The following is a 15410-nucleotide window of genomic DNA, read 5'->3' on the forward strand; positions in this document are numbered from 1 at the left end:
CGATCGCTTCCCGATCGGCCGAGGGCCGACCGGGTTGACTACCATCACGGCATCGACCGCCGACTTGCCGCACCGAATGCGGGTGCCGAATCCAGTCTCGACGACCGCGCAGAAATGGGATTCGTCACACCGTTCGGCGGCCTGGATGAATCACCGCTGGTCTATATGGCCGGGCTTGACCGGCAATTGGGCGGTGGGTGAGGTCTGCTGATCGGAATGGGTTGCAGGTGTGTGTGGTTCGTACGTAGTATCCCGTGCGCAGTCCGAATACCATTGGTGTCGGCGTTGTTCGGTGTGAGAGGCGAAACGATCTGGAATATGAATCGAGACTGCGAGTCCGTGAATCAGTTGAAGGTCTAGCGAGTCGCTATGGAATATTCTGATGGAATTTCGGTTACTTCCCGAAAACGTAGAGATGAATTGTTGATGTCCCATCGCATCAGGGCACTGTAATTTCGCGCATCCCAGGTTCGGATCATCCTTACCATTCGGATGGCATTCGAATCAGTTCGACTCGAAGAACGCGAACAGAGAGATCGGCATGACAGCACTGCAAGCAATAGGCCAACGAATAGTTGTTCGGCTGGTAATCGGCCTGATGAACTGGATGAGAAGATCATCTCGGGTAGGCGAAGGTACGTTCTTCGATCCTGACAACTTTCCATGGGTCGAGCACGTCGAAGCGCAGGGGTCACTCATTCGCGCCGAGCTCGATGAACTGCTGGTAGATCGCGACCATCTACCGAATTTCCAAGATATCTCTGTCGAACAGACCGTGTTGACTCGAGATGATAAGTGGAAGACGTACATATTCTATGCGTATGGGGAACGTTCCGACGCGAATCTCGGCCGCTGCCCAGACACGGCCCGTGTTCTGGCAGAGATCCCCGGCCTCAAGACCGCATTTTTCTCGATTTTGTCTCCCGGGAAACACATACCTGCGCATACCGGTCCTTGGAGTGGAGTCCTTCGGTACCACCTGGGTCTGCGTATCCCAGGGCCGGAGGGAGGTTGCAGAATCAGAGTAGGCGACGATATTCGCCCCTGGGTGGAGGGAGGATCACTGATTTTCGATGACACCTACAACCATGAGGCATGGAACGATACGGACGATATCAGGGTTGTCCTGTTCGTGGACTTCATCAGACCGTTGAGGTTTCCCGCAAATGTCGTCAATCTGATCATACTTCGAGCTATTCAGGTTTCGCCATTCATCACCAACAGCAAGCAGCGCCAACTTGAATGGGAGAAAGATTTCGAGCGGCTACTAGCGGGCCGCCGTTCTGATGGGAAATAGGAGCGTGTCTCACGTCGTCTATTCGCTTTGGCGAGTTTCTCGCCGCCGGCGACGGTGAGGAAGCTGAACAGTGCGTCGCCTTGCGCTCGTAGCGGATGTTGAGCCGGTGATATTCGGTCAGCCACAACATCATTCGGCACTGATCGCGGGCGGTGGTCGACACGGCGTCGACACGAGTTGCGTGCATTCTGAAAAGTCGAGCGGGCCTGGACCGCCTGTGAGTTGTCCTCGACGATCGGCAGTCCGTCGCGCCCATCGGCCCGACATTGCGTGATGGCAGTTTTTCGTGGAGTCTAGAGTGTCGATTTGCCCCGGTCGACTCCGGCGACAGGGTGTCCGCTCACCGTCACCGAGATGCCGAATTCGCCCGGAGCGGCGGGGACGGAAGGGCGGGGTCGTGCGATGGCACCCCATCTCCCCACACTCATGACACGCCTGGTCGAGCACACCGCTCAACGCGGCGGGGAGGCGTCGGATCGGGTCCTGCGCTCACGCAACGGACGGCCGATCTCGAGGCGCCGCTACGACACACTCTCGACACGCTTTCGCACCCACCTGCCATGGGCCGACGCACTCGGAATCAGCGCCCACTGGATCCGCCACACCACCCTCACCTGGGTCGAACGAGAATTCGGCACCGCCATCGCCCGCGCCTACGCTGGCCACAGCCTCGGAAACCCCGGGCACGGCTCGGCTACCTTCACCTACGTCCGTGCGTCGTTGGTCGAGTTGGCCGAGGCGGTTTCGGTCCTCACCGGTGAGGCACATCCCCTCGCACCCGCACGGCCTCACCCGCTGGCAGGACGGCCGCCGACTGGACAATCCGCCCCGAAAACGAGCTATGGTCAGCGCTGTGAACACATCGAAGTTGCGCATTTGCCGCGTTTTGTGTGTTGTTGAGGTGTGACCAACACTTCCGGAGACGCGTATCCCCTCGCGGACACGATGAATACCTCCGTCGCAACGCACGACGGTGCGACGGTGCTGACGGTGGCCGGCGAGGTCGACCTGGCGACGGCGCCCGCGCTGGAGACGGCGATCGAGGGTGTGCTCGCCACCAAACCCGGCACCCTGATCATCGACCTGTCCGGGGTCAGTTTCCTGGCTTCGGCGGGGATGGCGGCCCTGGTCGCCGCGCATCAGCGGGCCGGGGAGGCCACGACCATCGCGGTCGTCGCCGAGGGGCCAGCCACCAGTCGCCAGCTCAAGATGACCAGCCTGGATCAGGTCTTCGCGCTGCATTCCACCTTGGAAGCGGCGCTGGAGAGCGTGCGGGGCAGCTGACCCACCGAACGAATCGAGGCCGCCCCGGTCGAATCCGGGGCGGCCTCGTTGTTCACGTGCGGATCAGACGAGCGAGCGCAGTTCCTCGATCAGTTTCACCCGTTCGGCGGGGGTGGCGGCCATCGGCATCACGTTCAGCACGGTGACACCGGCCTCGCGGAACGCGGCGATCCGTTCCTTGACGTACCCGGCCGGACCCACCAGCGAGATGTCGCGCACCAGCTGGTCGGGCACGACCTTGACGGCCTCTTCTTTCTTGCCCGCCAGGTAGAGCTCCTGGATCCGGTCGGCTTCGGCGCCGTATCCGTATCGGGTGGCCAGGTTGTGGTAGAAGTTCTTGCCTTTCGCGCCCATTCCGCCGATGTAGAGCGCGAGGTGTGGTTTGACGAATTCCAGCAGCGGTGTCACGTTCTCGCCGATGGCCAACGCCGGACCCGCGAAAACATCCAGGTCACCGAGGATCGGGTCGCGCTTGGCCTGGCCTGCGGCGAGGGATTCGCCCCAGATCTCCCCGGCCTTCTCCGGCAGGAAGAAGATCGGTTGCCAGCCCTCGGCGATCTCGGCGGCCAACTCGACGTTCTTGGGGCCGAGGGCGGCGAGCAGCACCGGGACGCGCTCGCGGACCGGGTGGTTGATCAGCTTCAGCGGTTTGCCCAGGCCGGTGCCGCGCTCGGCGGGCAGCGGGACCTGGTAGTACTTGCCCTGGTATTCGAGTTTCTCCCGGCGCCACACCTTGCGGCAGATCTCGACCAGTTCCCTGGTTCGCCCGATCGGCGCGTCGTAGGCGACGCCGTGGAAACCCTCGATGACCTGCGGCCCGGAGGCGCCGAGGCCGAGTAGGAAACGGCCGTCGGACACGAAGTCCAGGCCTGCCGCCGTCATCGCGGTCAGGCTCGGCGTGCGGGTGTAGATCTGGAGGATGCCCGAGGCGAGTTGCAGACGCTCGGTCTTGGCGGCGAGGTAGCCGAGCGCGCTGACCGCGTCGAAGGAGTAGGCCTCGGGAACGAACACGACGTCGAGTCCGGCGCGCTCCAAATCGGCCACCTCGGCCGCTGCCTCCTTGAAGCCCCCCGAGTAGTTGATGCTCAATCCGATCCGCATGGCATTGAACATAACCGCAGCTACGGGCAGAGCCCGCATCGGCACGGCCCGAACACCCCGGCGCGGGCCGCTCGCGGCGCGCGACCCGGTAGGTTGAAGCTGTAGCGTCCGCGTCGCAGAACGAAAGGCAACAACCCCGTGTCGCAGTCAAGCACGTCGTACCAGGACACTGCGTCCTCCTTCGGCGGGGTCGCCCTCGCGCAGTACCTGTCCGAGCTGGCCGCCAAGGTTCCCGCGCCCGGTGGCGGCGCGGTCGCGGCACTGCACGCGGCACAGGGCGCGGCGCTGGTCGCGATGGTCGCGCGCTACACGACCAGGGCCAAGGACGCCGAGCATCGCCCCGTCGTGGATCGCCTCATCGACGCCGCCGACGCCGCCCGCGAACGCGCGCTCGCCCTGGCCGACGCCGACGCCGCCGCCTTCACCGCGGTCGGAAACGCCTACAAACTGCCGAAGACCACCGAGGCCGAGGCCACCGCCCGCACCGCGGCGATCACGGTGGCGCTGATCGAGGCCGCGCGGGTGCCCGCCGCCGTCGTCGACGAAGCCGACGAGGTGCTGTCACTGGCCGCGGAACTGCTGCCGATCGGCAACCCGAACGTGGTGACCGATATCGGAGCGGCGGCCGACGCCGCCCGCGCCGCCGCCACCAGTTCCCAGCTCAATATCGAGATCAATGTGGCCTCGCTGCCCGCCGAGCACGGTGACCGTTTCGCCCCGACCCTGCTGCGCATCGATGAGATCTGCGCCCGCGCCGACGCCCTGCACGCGGACGTCCTGCACGTCGTCCGGGGCTGAGCGGACCAGCCGGATCACACCGGGGCCGAACGAAGGATCCCGGTCAGCCCAGTCCGAGTTGCAGGAGCAGCGACGCCTGGTTCAGATATTGGCGATCGCGGGTGACCATGCCCCATTCGTCCACTTCGAGAACTTTCGCGTAGGACAACTCGAACGGATTACCGGTGGCGGGTAACAGCACCTTGCCGTCGAGGACGAAGGCGCCGGTGGCGGTCGCGCGGCCGACCAGTTCGTAGACGACCGAGGATCGCGTGGCGTGCACGTGGCCGACTTCCTCGGTGTAGTCGGGGAACGCGTAGAACCAGGCGCGGCTCCACCGCAGCGTCTCCTCCTGATTCATCCGGTAGCCGATGCCGGTGTCGAAGAGATAGTCCCGCGCGCAGGTGTCCGCCCAGTCTTCCCATCGCTGTGTGCTCCACGCTTGCTGAACTCGACGCTGTACACCGGTCACCGCGTCCGGATCCACTTCCCACTCCCCTCGATACGAACGACCGTGTTTCATCCTTGTTCGGGCGGGGTTGCAGGGTCAAGTTCACCGATCGACCCCTGGCGTTCGCAAATCTGAAACAGGACTGTCACGTTCGGGTCGACGGTGTTGATCATGCTGACGTAGACTGAATTTCCGCCTACCACACCCGTCTCGAAAGGGGTGGATATCTATGAGGGGCGCATTAAGACAAATGTTCCTCGCCTCGGTGGTCATCGCTCTGGCCACCTTCGGGTCCGGTGCGGCGGCAGCGACACTGATCGGAAAACCTCCGGTGGACACGGTTGCGGCGATTTCGCCGGCGGTCGGTCAGACGGTAGGTATCGCGCATCCCGTGACCGTCCGTTTCGCCGCTCCCGTCGCCGACCGAGCCCGCGCCGAGAGCAAACTCGGAGTGAGTGCCAACCGACCGCTCGCGGGCACGTATTCGTGGGTCGGTGACACCGAACTGACGTGGACGCCCGATGAATTCCTGCCCGCGCGTTCGCCGATCACCGTGCAATTCGGCAATTCGCGCAGCGAGTTCACCACCAACGCGGGCGTAGTGGCCGAGGGCGACATGTCCGCGCACACCTTCACCGTCAGTGTCGGCGGCAAGGTGCAGTGGGTCATGCCCGCCTCGTTCGGCAAACCCGGATGGGAGACGCCGGTCGGCACCTATCCCGTGCTGGAGAAGTTCCGCTCCGTGGTCTTCGACTCCCGCACCATCGGCATTCCGCTGAATTCCGCGGAAGGCTACTACATCAACGGCGAGTACGCCGAAAGGCTCACCTGGGGTGGGGTATTCGTGCACTCCGCGCCCTGGTCTGTCGATTCGCAGGGCTATGCCAACGTCAGCCACGGATGCGTGAACCTGTCCGCGGAGGACGCGGCCTGGTACTACCAGAACGTCGGCGTCGGCGATCCGGTGACACTGCACTGGTGAGTACTCCGACGAGGATCGGCGAACGCTCGCGTGCCGCCGATCCTCGTGGTGTGCGCGCACTTTCGATTCTCACGCGGCGGTGAGCACCGTCTGGTCGCGGGCGACGAGTTCGGCGTAGTGTCCGCCCTTGCTCATCAATTCCTGGTGGGTGCCGCGTTCGGCGACCCGGCCGTGATCGAGAACCACGATCTGGTCCGCGCCGCGGATCGTCGACAACCGGTGGGCGATGGTGATGGTGGTGCGTCCCGTCGACAGCGCGTCGATGGCGGCCTGCACCTCACGTTCGGTGTGGGTGTCCAGCGCGCTGGTCGCCTCGTCCAGGATGAGGATCGGCGGATCGCGCAGGATCGCCCGCGCCACCGCGAGACGTTGTTTCTCGCCGCCGGAGAACCGGTAGCCGCGTTCCCCCACCATGGTGTCGTAGCCCGCGGGCAGTGCGGCGATATGGTCGTGGATCTGCGCGGCACGGGCCGCCGCGTGCAGTTCCGCGTCGGTGGCGTCGGGTTTGGCGAACCGTAGGTTGTCGGCGACCGAGGCGTGGAACAGGTAGGTCTCCTGCGAGACGACCCCGACGGCGGCCGCGAGATCGGCGAAGGACAGGTCGCGCACGTCGATGCCGTCGATCGTCACCCGCCCCGATGTCGCGTCGTACAACCGGGCGACCAGGTAACCCAGCGTCGTCTTACCCGATCCCGTCTCGCCGACGACGGCCAGACCCGATCCGGGCGCGACGGTGATATCGATATCGTCGAGTACCGCGCGCTCGCCCGGCGTGTAGGAGAAGTCGACGTTCTCGAAACGCACCTCGCCGCGCGGACGGGCCAGCGGCGTCGGCCGCGCGGGCTCCTCGATATCCGGTTCCAGATCGAGGTATTCGAAGATCCGCCCGAACAGGGCCAAGGAACTCTGCACTTCCACCCCGGTGTAGAGCAGCTGCACCATGGGCCTCAGCAGTCCCGCTTGCAGGGTGGTGAACGCGACCAGGGTGCCGATCGAGACCAGCGGATGGCCGGTGGCGACCGTCAGCCCGGCCACCCAGTAGATGATCGCGGGCATGGCGGCGAGCACGATCTGGATCGTCGACTGCCGCCAGCGGCCCGCCATACTCGCGCGGATCTCCAGGTCGACCAGCCCGCGCGATTCCCGCGCGAAATCGTCGACGAGCGCCGGGGAGCGGCCCATCGTGCGGCCGAGCAGAATGCCGCTGACCGACAGCGATTCCTCGACGATCGCCGACATGGACGCGAGCTGACGCTGCTTCTGCCCGGTGATCCTGCGACGTTCGTCGCCGACGCGGCGGCTGATCCACACGAACAGCGGCAACATCATCAGCGAGACCAGAGTCAGTCGCCAGTCCAGCGCCACCATGGCGACGACCGAGGCAAGGACGGTGGTGAAATTCGAGACGAGCGAGGTCGCCGTCGAGGTGACGGTGGACTGCATGCCGCCGATATCGTTGGCGAGCCTGGACTGCACCTCACCGGTGCGAGTCGAGGTGAAGAACGCCAGCGGCATCTGTTGCAGCCGGGCGTAGACCGTCGAACGCAGGTCGTGCATGACGTCCTGGCCGACAGTGGTCGAGATATAGGTTTGCAGGACGCCGAACACGCTGGTCAGCGCCGCGACCGCGACCATGCCCGCGGCGAGCAGGGTCAGCAGGCCGGTACGGCCGTGCGGCAGGGCGTCGTCGAGAACCGCGCGCAACATGAACGGCGAGGCGAGTGCCACGACCGACGACAGGCCGACGAGACCGGCGACCGACATCAGCCTGGCGCGATAGGGACCGAAGAGCCGGAGTATCCGGCGAAGTTGAGATGGGGGCTGCACAGGCGCCTCCTTCCGAGGATCAAGTCATGAAACCGAGTATTACTCATAATTGTTCCATTGAACAATGAGTTAAGCTCAGTATATGGACAGCGGCCCCGAACCCGACCTCCCCGAACTCTTCCTGCGTACCGCCAAACGCATCCGCCGCAATCAGATGACCCGCCTCGCGCCGCTCGGCCTCACCCCCGGACAGGCGCGGGCGCTGCGCTTCCTCGGTCACGCGTCCGAACCGTTTCGCATGGCCGAACTCGCCGAGCGGCTCGGAATCGTCCCCCGCTCGGCCACCACGGTGGTGGACGCGCTCGAATCCGCGGGCCTGGCGACCAGGACCCCGGACCCGGGCAACCGCCGATCCACTCTGGTCACCCCGACCGACGCCGGGACCGCCGTCCTCGAACGGATGGCACGGGCACGGCGCGAGGCCGCCGCCGAAGTGTTCGCCACCCTGAGTCCCGATCAGCGCGACACCCTGCGCGAACTGCTCGCGGCACTGGACGCGGCGGGGGCCTGAGCCGCGACATCAGCGCGCCACCACCCCTTTACGGCGGGTGCTGGCTAGAATCGGCTGCGATAGAACGGTTTCGAAGAACCGATCAGCAATGGCACGACCGAGACCCGTCGAGGTCGGCGCGACGGCAGTATCGTTCCGGGGGCGGAATCGAATGCGGGAACGAACTCGACGGGTGTGACCTGATGGAGGCGGGGTAATGGATCGACCGGACATAGGTCTGCGACCGGGAGCATGGCGAAGGACCTCCGGCATACCGGTGTCATCCGACCGGGAATTCGACGGCGGCTGGTCGGACTGGATGGCGGACGCACCCACCATTCCGATGTACCTACCGCGTTTCGACGAGGAACCCTCGCCTTTCGAGCCGGGTCCGCAACGCGAGACGGTCCCCGCCGACGCCTTCGCCCGCCTCATCGATCGATCCACCCGCAGACGTCCCCAGCGCAAGCCCGCGACTCCGAAATGGCTGATGCCGTTGGCCGGATCGGTCGCGGCGGCCGTTCTGCTCGGCGTCGCCTTCTTCCAACTCCGTGGCGCTCCGGCCGCGGAATCGGTCATGTCGAGCAGTTCGACCGAAATCGTCGTCGTCCCCGCCTCTTCCCAGGGCACGGCGGTGGCGCAATGCCCCGCCGAACGTGTCGGCAATCGCATCCAGGGCAACGGCGCGGGCGGTTCGGATTCCGGGCCCGCGGCCATCTTCGCCTTCCAGCACGCCTACTACGTGGCCCGTTCCGCCACCGTGGCACGCTCGATCGTCGCGCCGAACGCGTCGGTGTCCACCGAGGCCGCCATCCAGCAGGGCATCGATTCCATTCCGGTCGGCACCACCCACTGCGTGAGCATCACCCCCGGCGCGTTCGCCGGGCAGTACCTGGTGACCGTCACCGAATACCGGCCCGGCGCGGCGGCGTTCACCTACAGCGCCCAAGCCGTCGCCACGGCGAAGGTCGACGGCAAGACGGTGATCACCGGAATCGCACCCGCGCCGTAATCGGCCCCGCTCCTCGAATCTCAGTGGGCGCGAGCCTTTTCCGCGGCGACCACCACGTGCCGCATGAGCAGCGCGGTCGTGACCGGCCCGACGCCGCCGGGCACCGGGCTCAGGGCGGACGCTGTGCCGCGCACCGATTCCGCTTCGACATCGCCGACGATGCCGCCGTCCGCGGCCTCGTTGGTGCCGACGTCGACGACGACCGCGCCTTCGGCCACGTGCTTGCCGGTGACCAGCCCGATCCGGCCCGCCGCCGCGACGACGATATCGGCGGCCGAGGTCACGGCGGGCAGGTCGACGGTGCGCGAATGGGCGATGGTGACGGTCGCGTTCTCGGCGAGCAGGAGTTGCCCGAGCGGTTTGCCGACCACGTTGGAGCGGCCGACGACGGCGACATGTTTGCCGGTGAGCGGAATGTCGTGATGCTTCAGTAGTTCCACCACCGCTTCGGAGGTGGCGGGCACGAAACCGTCGAGTCCGGCGGCGAGCAGGCCGAGCGACAGCGGGCTGACGCCGTCGACGTCCTTGCTCGCGACGATGGACGAGCTCACGTCGTCCAGGGTGACGCCTGCGGGCAGCGGGGTCTGGAGCATGATCGCGTCGACGGCGGCGTCGGCGCTGCGAGCCGCCAGTTCGGCGCGGATGATCTCGGCGCTCGCGTGGGCGCCGAGATCGATACGGTCGCAGTCGATTCCGAGTCGTTCGGCGGCTTTACGCAGCGAGTTCACGTACCAGGCGCTGGCCGGGTCGTCGTTGGCGACGACGAGGGCCAGACGTGGCGCGGTTCCCGCCTCGGTCAGCGTGGCGGCGCGCGCCTTGGTGTCGGCGTTGATGGCGGCGGCGAGTTCCTTGCCGGTCAGCGAAGCGGTATCCACGGTGTTCCACCCTATCGGGGACGCCGCATGGCCGGTCATGCCGGACCACCACTGCGGCCTGTCGCGGCCGACACAGGTCGCACGACCCCCTTCGCAATTGCGCGCCTATCGCGCTGACCAGCCGTATCGTATGGGCAGCTTGCCCCCGGCTAACTGCCAGCTGACGTGCCGACAACCCCCGTTTCACGCGTGGAAAGGTGTCAACTGTAGTGAGAATCTCGAGGCATTGGAAAACCTTGGTCGCGTCCACCTTCGCGGCCGTTTCACTCACCGGACTGGTCGGCGTCCCCGCGCACGCGGCCGATACCGACGCACTGTACAACTCCGCCCAGCGCAATTTCGGCAACGGCAACGACGACGCGGGCCGCGCCGATCTGCGGGCCCTGATCGGGGCCGATCCGGCCGACGCCGAGGCGCTGTCGCTCCAGGCCATCTGGTCGCAGTACGCGAATGATCTTCCCGCGCTGGCGGATTCGATGGACAGGCTGAACGCGGTCGATCCCGGCATGGCGGCGGGCACGACCAATGTGCTCAACGCCATCAACGCCGCGGTCGGCACGCTGCCGAATCCACTGCCCGCCCTGGTCGGCCCGCAGACCGGCATCGTGGTACTCGGCTACGGTCTGCTGCCAGGCGGGGTGTTACGGCCGGAACTGGTGAACCGGCTCGCGGCCGCCTGGTTGCAGGCGATCGTGTCGCCGCTGTCCCCCGTCATCGTCACCGGCGGCGCGCCGGTGGACGGGATCACCGAAGCCGACGCCATGTTCCACTGGCTGGTCCGCCAGGGTCTGCCGCCCAGCCGCGTGTTCATCGAGAACCGGTCCGGGTCCACCGTGCAGAACGCACTGTTCAGCACCCGCATGCTGCGCGATCTCGGGGCGTCGAGCGCGGTGGTCGTCACCTCCCCCAACCACATCAGGCGCGCCGTCGCGGATTTCATCGTCGCGGGCACCCACGTCGTCGGAGCGACCACGTCCATGGACGAACTGGTGTCGCAGTTGCCGCCGCCGTCGCGCGCGAGCCAGCGCTACATCTACCTGGACGCGACTCGCACGTTCCAGCTCTCCACCGCGCGCTGACCCGTATCGGTCGCCGTGTCCGCCCGGCGTGACGCCGGCGGACACGGCTTCCTCCGAAGTATGTCGGTCGAACTGTGCGAGGCCCGGTGCGCCCGACCGCGGTGACCTCCCAGTTCATCGGTCGGCGTGCGCGACCGCGTCCCAACGGCCGACGCGCGCCCGGAATACGCTGGCATCTCCCCGGCCGGAGAGGGCAGTATGGCCCCGTGACATCGACGGACCGTCTCGAGGTGGTGGCGAGACTGCGCGCGGCCGGATGCGTATTCGCCGAGGCCGAGGCGGCGCTGCTGACCGAAGCCGCCGCGGAGACGGGCGCGGATCTGGACGTGCTGGTCGCACGCCGGGTGTCGGGGACACCGGTGGAACATCTGCTGGGATGGGCCGAATTCCACGGGATCAGGGTCGGGGTGACACCCGGGGTGTTCGTGCCGCGGCAGCGGACCGGATTCCTGGTCGACGAGGCGGTGGCCGCGGTACGGGCGGCGGGAATCGCTCGACCCGTCGTCCTGGACCTGTGTTGCGGATCGGGCGCACTCGCCATGGCCTTCGCCACGTCCCTGGCCGCCGATCGGATGCCGGTGGACCTGGTCGCCGCCGATATCGAGCCCGCCGCGATCGTCTGCGCCCGCCGGAATCTGGGCGCGTGGCACGCACTGGTCTACGAAGGCGATCTGTTCGAACCGCTGCCGGTCGACCTGCGTGGACGCGTCGACATCCTGCTCTGCAATACGCCCTACGTCCCGACGGACATGATCGCGCGGATGCCGCCGGAGGCTCGCGATCACGAACCGCGTCGGGCGCTCGACGGCGGCGTAGACGGTCTGGACATCCTGCGCCGCGTCGCGGAAGCGGCTCCGACCTGGCTGGCTCCCGGGGGGCACCTGCTGGTCGAGGAAAGCGACGAACAGGCTCCCGTCGCCGCCGATATCCTGCGCGCGCACGGGTTGGCGGCGGAGGTGCGGTCGAGCGAGGAGTACTACGCCACTGCGGTCATCGCACGCAGGCCCGTAGCGGGACAGTTACCGCTATCCGAGTGACCTCGGGACCGGCATCGTCCCCCGGACGAGGTTCCCCTACGCCGAAGGCCGCAGATTCGAGAGCACGCGGATGGCGTCGGAGAGCGGGATCATGCGTTCCGGCTGCTCGGCGGCCAGGCCCATCTCGATGTATTGGCGGATGAGCATGGACTGGGTGACGCAGTGGGCGGCGGCGGCTTCTTTGACGCGCCGGTCCATCTCCGGTGACATCTTCAGTGATCGGACCACCGACATGGCGTGTTCGATCTCGGTGGTCGTCGGCGGCAGCGGGGGCGTCACCGCGGTATCCGCCGGGTTGTCGTAGGTCAGCGAGTCCAGGATCGTTTCCGGATCCTCGCCTGCGCGTAGATCTCTCACCGCTGGGCCTCCCATGCCTCGTACTCACGCAATTGCAGTGGTCGCATGGGGGCGGCCATCACGACCTCCCAGGTGCCCGGCGCGGAGGGCGGCTGCCGCAGCAGCACCACGATCGGGCGGCCCTCCTCGGTCCGGCCCCACACCGTGAGCACCGGCAGGTTCTCGGGCGTGCGCGCGGGCCTGGGCCAGCGCGTGGGCGAATAGAGGACTTCCATGACTTCCCAGGGTTCGACCCCGGCTCGTCGCAGATGCTCCCGGGCTCCATACCACCACTCGTATTGCATTGTGTGTCGATAATACCAAGGTATTACCGCAGCTGGGAGTGCCGATTATTTGTCGCGGCCGGTGTACTCGTCCATGGAGTGGTAGACGCCGACGGTATTCAGGAACAGATCGCGCGCCTTGATGGGCAGCACGCCCGACAGCGCCTTGTTCAGGCGCGAGGTCCACGGCAGGACGACCAGCGGATTACCCGCCTTCATCTGCTTCCACGAGGTGTCGACGACCGCGTCCTGTCGCAGGATCGGGGTGAACCAGAAACCCTTCGCACCGTCGAACATGCCGGTGTCGATATAGGTCGGGCAGACCGTGGTCACCTTCACGTGGGCATTGCCCGCCTGTTCCAGTTCGATGCGCACCGAATCCGACCAACCGAGCGCGGCCCATTTGGACGCGGCGTAGACGCTCATGCGTGGATTGGACACCAGACCGGCGGACGAGGCGATGTTCAGCACCCGAGCCTCGCCCGTGCCGCGCACCATGGCGGGCAGGAATTCCAGCGTGATGTACATCGGCGCCAGCGAATTGATCGCCATCGTCTTGTCGATATCGGCGCGATTCTCGGTTTCCCAGAAATACCTGTTGCCGCGCACGATGCCCGCGTTGTTGACCAGGATGTCGATATCGCCGACCTCGTTGCGCACGGCGGCCGCCGCCTCGGCGATGGCGTCGCGATCGGAGACGTCGACCACGTGGTGATGCACCCGTCCGCCGCGTTCGGCCAATTCGGCGGCGGTCTCCTTCAGCGTGGTCTCGTTGATATCCCACAGCACCACCGCCGCCGCGCCCTCGCTGACCGCGCGCTCGGCGAACAGTTTGCCCAGGCCCATCGCGGCGCCCGTGACCAGGACCTTCTTACCGGCTACGGTGTCGAGCTTCATCGGCTTCCCATTCCTGAGTCGTGGTGCGGGCTATTTCTGGCGCAGTGATTTCATGACCGAGAAATACAGCGTCATCGTCTTGGCCCACAGTTCCTCCGACATTCCCGGCAGCGGCGCGATCGGCAGCACGCGCTGCGTCGCGATCGTCTGGGTGTCGATGTACTTGAGCAGTCCTTCCGGACCGTGACGACGCCCGGTTCCGGAGATGCCGAGTCCGCCCGACGGCGCGTCGGCGCTGCCCCATGCCGCGATGAACCCCTCGTTCACGTTCACCGATCCGGCGTTGATGCGCGCCGCGACCGCACGCCCACGACTCGTATCCTTCGTCCACACACTGGCATTGAGTCCGTAGGCGGTGTCGTTGGCGGCCGTGATCGCCTCCTCGTCGCTGCCGACGCGGTAGATCGAGACGACGGGACCGAAGGTCTCCTCGCGGTACACCGTCATTCCGGGGCGCACGTCGGCGAGCACGGTGGGTTCGTAGAAGTAGGGGCCGAGGTCGGGCCTGGCGCGGCCGCCCGCGAGCACCGTCGCGCCCTTGGCGACGGCGTCCTCGACGTGCGAACGAACCGTGTCGATCTGACGCTGGAAGGTCAGCGAACCCATGTCGCTGCTGAAATCCAGTGCGCCGCCGAGCTTTATCGCCTTCACGTGATTGACGAACTCGGACACGAAACGGTCGTACACGCTGTCGTGCACGTAGATCCGCTCCATCGATTCGCACAGCTGCCCGGCGGAGGCGAAACAGGCGCGAATGGCGATGCGGGCGGCGCGCGAGATGTCGGCGTCGGCCAGGACGAGCAGCGGATTCTTTCCACCCAGTTCCAGCGAGTAGCCGATGAGGCGTTCCCCGGCCTGCTGGGCGATGGTGCGGCCGGTGGCGCTCGACCCGGTGTAGTCGACGTAATCGGCGCGGGCGATGACCTCGCCGCCGATCGCCGAACCACGGCCGAGCACCGCCTGCCACAGCCCGGACGGGAGGCCGGCGCGCTCGGCGGCGGCGATGGCCCACAGTGCGGTCAGCGCGGTCTGGTTGTCCGGGCGCGAGACCACGGCATTGCCCGCGACCAGCGCGGGCACCGCGTCCGATACCGCGAGCGCGAGCGGATAGTTCCACGGTGAGATGACCGCGACGACGCCCTTCGGGCGGTGGCGCACCTCGACGCGGGTGAGTACCGGCAGCACACCGCGCGGTTTGCGGTCGGCCAGGAGTTTGTCCGCGACCGAGGCGTAGTACCTGGCGTTGACCGCGACGTCGCCGACCTCGTCGAAGGCGTGGGCGCGCGATTTACCGGTTTCGACCTGCACGATGTCGAGAATCGTCTGCTGCTCGTCCAGCACGATGTCGTGGAAGCGGCGCAGGATCGCGATCCGCTCGCGCACCGGACGCAGCGCCCAGGTGCGCTGAGCTTCCCGCGCGGTGGCGAAGGCGCGGTCGATATCGGCCGTGGACGACTGCGGCAGATCGGCGATCTTCGCGCCGGTGGCGGGGGCGAATACCTCCACGGCGGGCGCGCCGCCCGCGACGGCGAGATCGAGCAGGGGCTGCACCAGGGCGGCGGGCAGCGCGGTGGGTTCTGCGGCGAGCCTGCGGGCGGTCGTCATCGGTCGGCCCCTCTCGTGGATCGGATACGGCTCGTGGGTCCGGCGGTGCGCCGAGCCCGTCAGCTATTTACTGAAC

The 15410-nt window shown here is 66.5% G+C and carries 16 protein-coding genes; 8 read left to right on the forward strand and 8 right to left on the reverse strand.

Features of this window, described 5'->3' with window-relative positions; all coding sequences use genetic code 11:
- Positions 1-541: 541 nt before the first annotated feature.
- Together OG225_RS21520 and OG225_RS21525 are read left to right on the forward strand one after the other, a co-directional pair.
- Complete coding sequence (locus OG225_RS21520) at positions 542-1297, forward strand: aspartyl/asparaginyl beta-hydroxylase domain-containing protein (protein ID WP_405176988.1); 756 nt, start codon at positions 542-544, stop codon at positions 1295-1297.
- Between the two features lie 945 nt (positions 1298-2242).
- A complete protein-coding gene (locus tag OG225_RS21525) occupies positions 2243-2581 on the forward strand; it encodes an STAS domain-containing protein (protein ID WP_405183325.1) in 339 nt (112 codons plus the stop codon).
- Positions 2582-2644: 63 nt separating this feature from the next.
- Here OG225_RS21525 and OG225_RS21530 read toward each other — a convergent pair whose 3' ends face one another.
- The gene (locus OG225_RS21530) at positions 2645-3682 is read right to left on the reverse strand and encodes an LLM class F420-dependent oxidoreductase (protein ID WP_405176989.1); all 1038 of its coding nucleotides are present in this window, start codon (positions 3680-3682) and stop codon (positions 2645-2647) included.
- Between the two features lie 138 nt (positions 3683-3820).
- On the opposite strand from OG225_RS21530, the gene OG225_RS21535 reads away from it, so the two are divergent.
- Positions 3821-4480: a cyclodeaminase/cyclohydrolase family protein gene (locus OG225_RS21535; RefSeq protein ID WP_405176990.1), complete on the forward strand. Its 660-nt coding sequence runs from the start codon at positions 3821-3823 to the stop codon at positions 4478-4480.
- A gap of 43 nt (positions 4481-4523) precedes the next feature.
- Here OG225_RS21535 and OG225_RS21540 read toward each other — a convergent pair whose 3' ends face one another.
- On the reverse strand, positions 4524-4946 hold the full coding sequence (locus OG225_RS21540) for an ester cyclase (protein ID WP_216908411.1): 423 nt from the start codon (positions 4944-4946) through the stop codon (positions 4524-4526).
- A 193-nt stretch (positions 4947-5139) separates the two neighbouring features.
- On the opposite strand from OG225_RS21540, the gene OG225_RS21545 reads away from it, so the two are divergent.
- The gene (locus tag OG225_RS21545) at positions 5140-5892 is read left to right on the forward strand and encodes a L,D-transpeptidase family protein (RefSeq protein ID WP_405176991.1); all 753 of its coding nucleotides are present in this window, start codon (positions 5140-5142) and stop codon (positions 5890-5892) included.
- Between the two features lie 69 nt (positions 5893-5961).
- Here the strand turns inward: OG225_RS21545 and OG225_RS21550 are convergent, their stop codons facing one another.
- The gene (locus OG225_RS21550) at positions 5962-7719 is read right to left on the reverse strand and encodes an ABC transporter ATP-binding protein (RefSeq protein ID WP_405176992.1); all 1758 of its coding nucleotides are present in this window, start codon (positions 7717-7719) and stop codon (positions 5962-5964) included.
- An 82-nt stretch (positions 7720-7801) separates the two neighbouring features.
- Here OG225_RS21550 and OG225_RS21555 point away from each other — a divergent pair, with 82 nt between their 5' ends.
- Positions 7802-8230 carry a MarR family winged helix-turn-helix transcriptional regulator gene (locus OG225_RS21555; protein WP_405176993.1) on the forward strand — a complete coding sequence of 143 codons (429 nt, stop codon included), beginning with the start codon at positions 7802-7804 and terminating at the stop codon, positions 8228-8230.
- A gap of 256 nt (positions 8231-8486) precedes the next feature.
- A complete protein-coding gene (locus OG225_RS21560) occupies positions 8487-9221 on the forward strand; it encodes a hypothetical protein (RefSeq protein ID WP_405176994.1) in 735 nt (244 codons plus the stop codon).
- Between the two features lie 20 nt (positions 9222-9241).
- Here OG225_RS21560 and OG225_RS21565 read toward each other — a convergent pair whose 3' ends face one another.
- Complete coding sequence (locus OG225_RS21565) at positions 9242-10096, reverse strand: bifunctional 5,10-methylenetetrahydrofolate dehydrogenase/5,10-methenyltetrahydrofolate cyclohydrolase (protein WP_405176995.1); 855 nt, start codon at positions 10094-10096, stop codon at positions 9242-9244.
- Between the two features lie 209 nt (positions 10097-10305).
- Between OG225_RS21565 and OG225_RS21570 the strand changes: the two genes are divergently transcribed.
- Positions 10306-11175 (forward strand): YdcF family protein, encoded by an 870-nt coding sequence (locus OG225_RS21570; protein WP_405176996.1) that lies wholly within the window; start codon positions 10306-10308, stop codon positions 11173-11175.
- 206 nt (positions 11176-11381) lie between these two features.
- Complete coding sequence (locus tag OG225_RS21575; RefSeq protein ID WP_405176997.1) at positions 11382-12212, forward strand: putative protein N(5)-glutamine methyltransferase; 831 nt, start codon at positions 11382-11384, stop codon at positions 12210-12212.
- A gap of 36 nt (positions 12213-12248) precedes the next feature.
- On the opposite strand, the gene OG225_RS21580 is transcribed toward OG225_RS21575, so the two are convergent.
- From OG225_RS21580 to OG225_RS21595, 4 genes are read right to left on the reverse strand one after another with little or no spacing between them, the layout of a single operon-like run.
- On the reverse strand, positions 12249-12569 hold the full coding sequence (locus OG225_RS21580; RefSeq protein ID WP_216908397.1) for a hypothetical protein: 321 nt from the start codon (positions 12567-12569) through the stop codon (positions 12249-12251).
- Entirely contained in the window at positions 12566-12853 is a 288-nt protein-coding gene (locus OG225_RS21585) for a hypothetical protein (RefSeq protein ID WP_405176998.1), read from the reverse strand. Before OG225_RS21585 ends, OG225_RS21580 begins: the two co-directional genes overlap by 4 nt.
- Positions 12854-12898: 45 nt before the next feature.
- Positions 12899-13729 (reverse strand): SDR family NAD(P)-dependent oxidoreductase, encoded by an 831-nt coding sequence (locus OG225_RS21590; RefSeq protein ID WP_405176999.1) that lies wholly within the window; start codon positions 13727-13729, stop codon positions 12899-12901.
- A 30-nt stretch (positions 13730-13759) separates the two neighbouring features.
- Entirely contained in the window at positions 13760-15334 is a 1575-nt protein-coding gene (locus OG225_RS21595; protein WP_405177000.1) for a succinic semialdehyde dehydrogenase, read from the reverse strand.
- Between the last annotated feature and the right edge of the window lie 76 nt (positions 15335-15410).

Source organism: Nocardia sp. NBC_01377 (assembly GCF_045040005.1).
In the GTDB taxonomy this organism is placed as follows: domain Bacteria; phylum Actinomycetota; class Actinomycetes; order Mycobacteriales; family Mycobacteriaceae; genus Nocardia; species Nocardia noduli.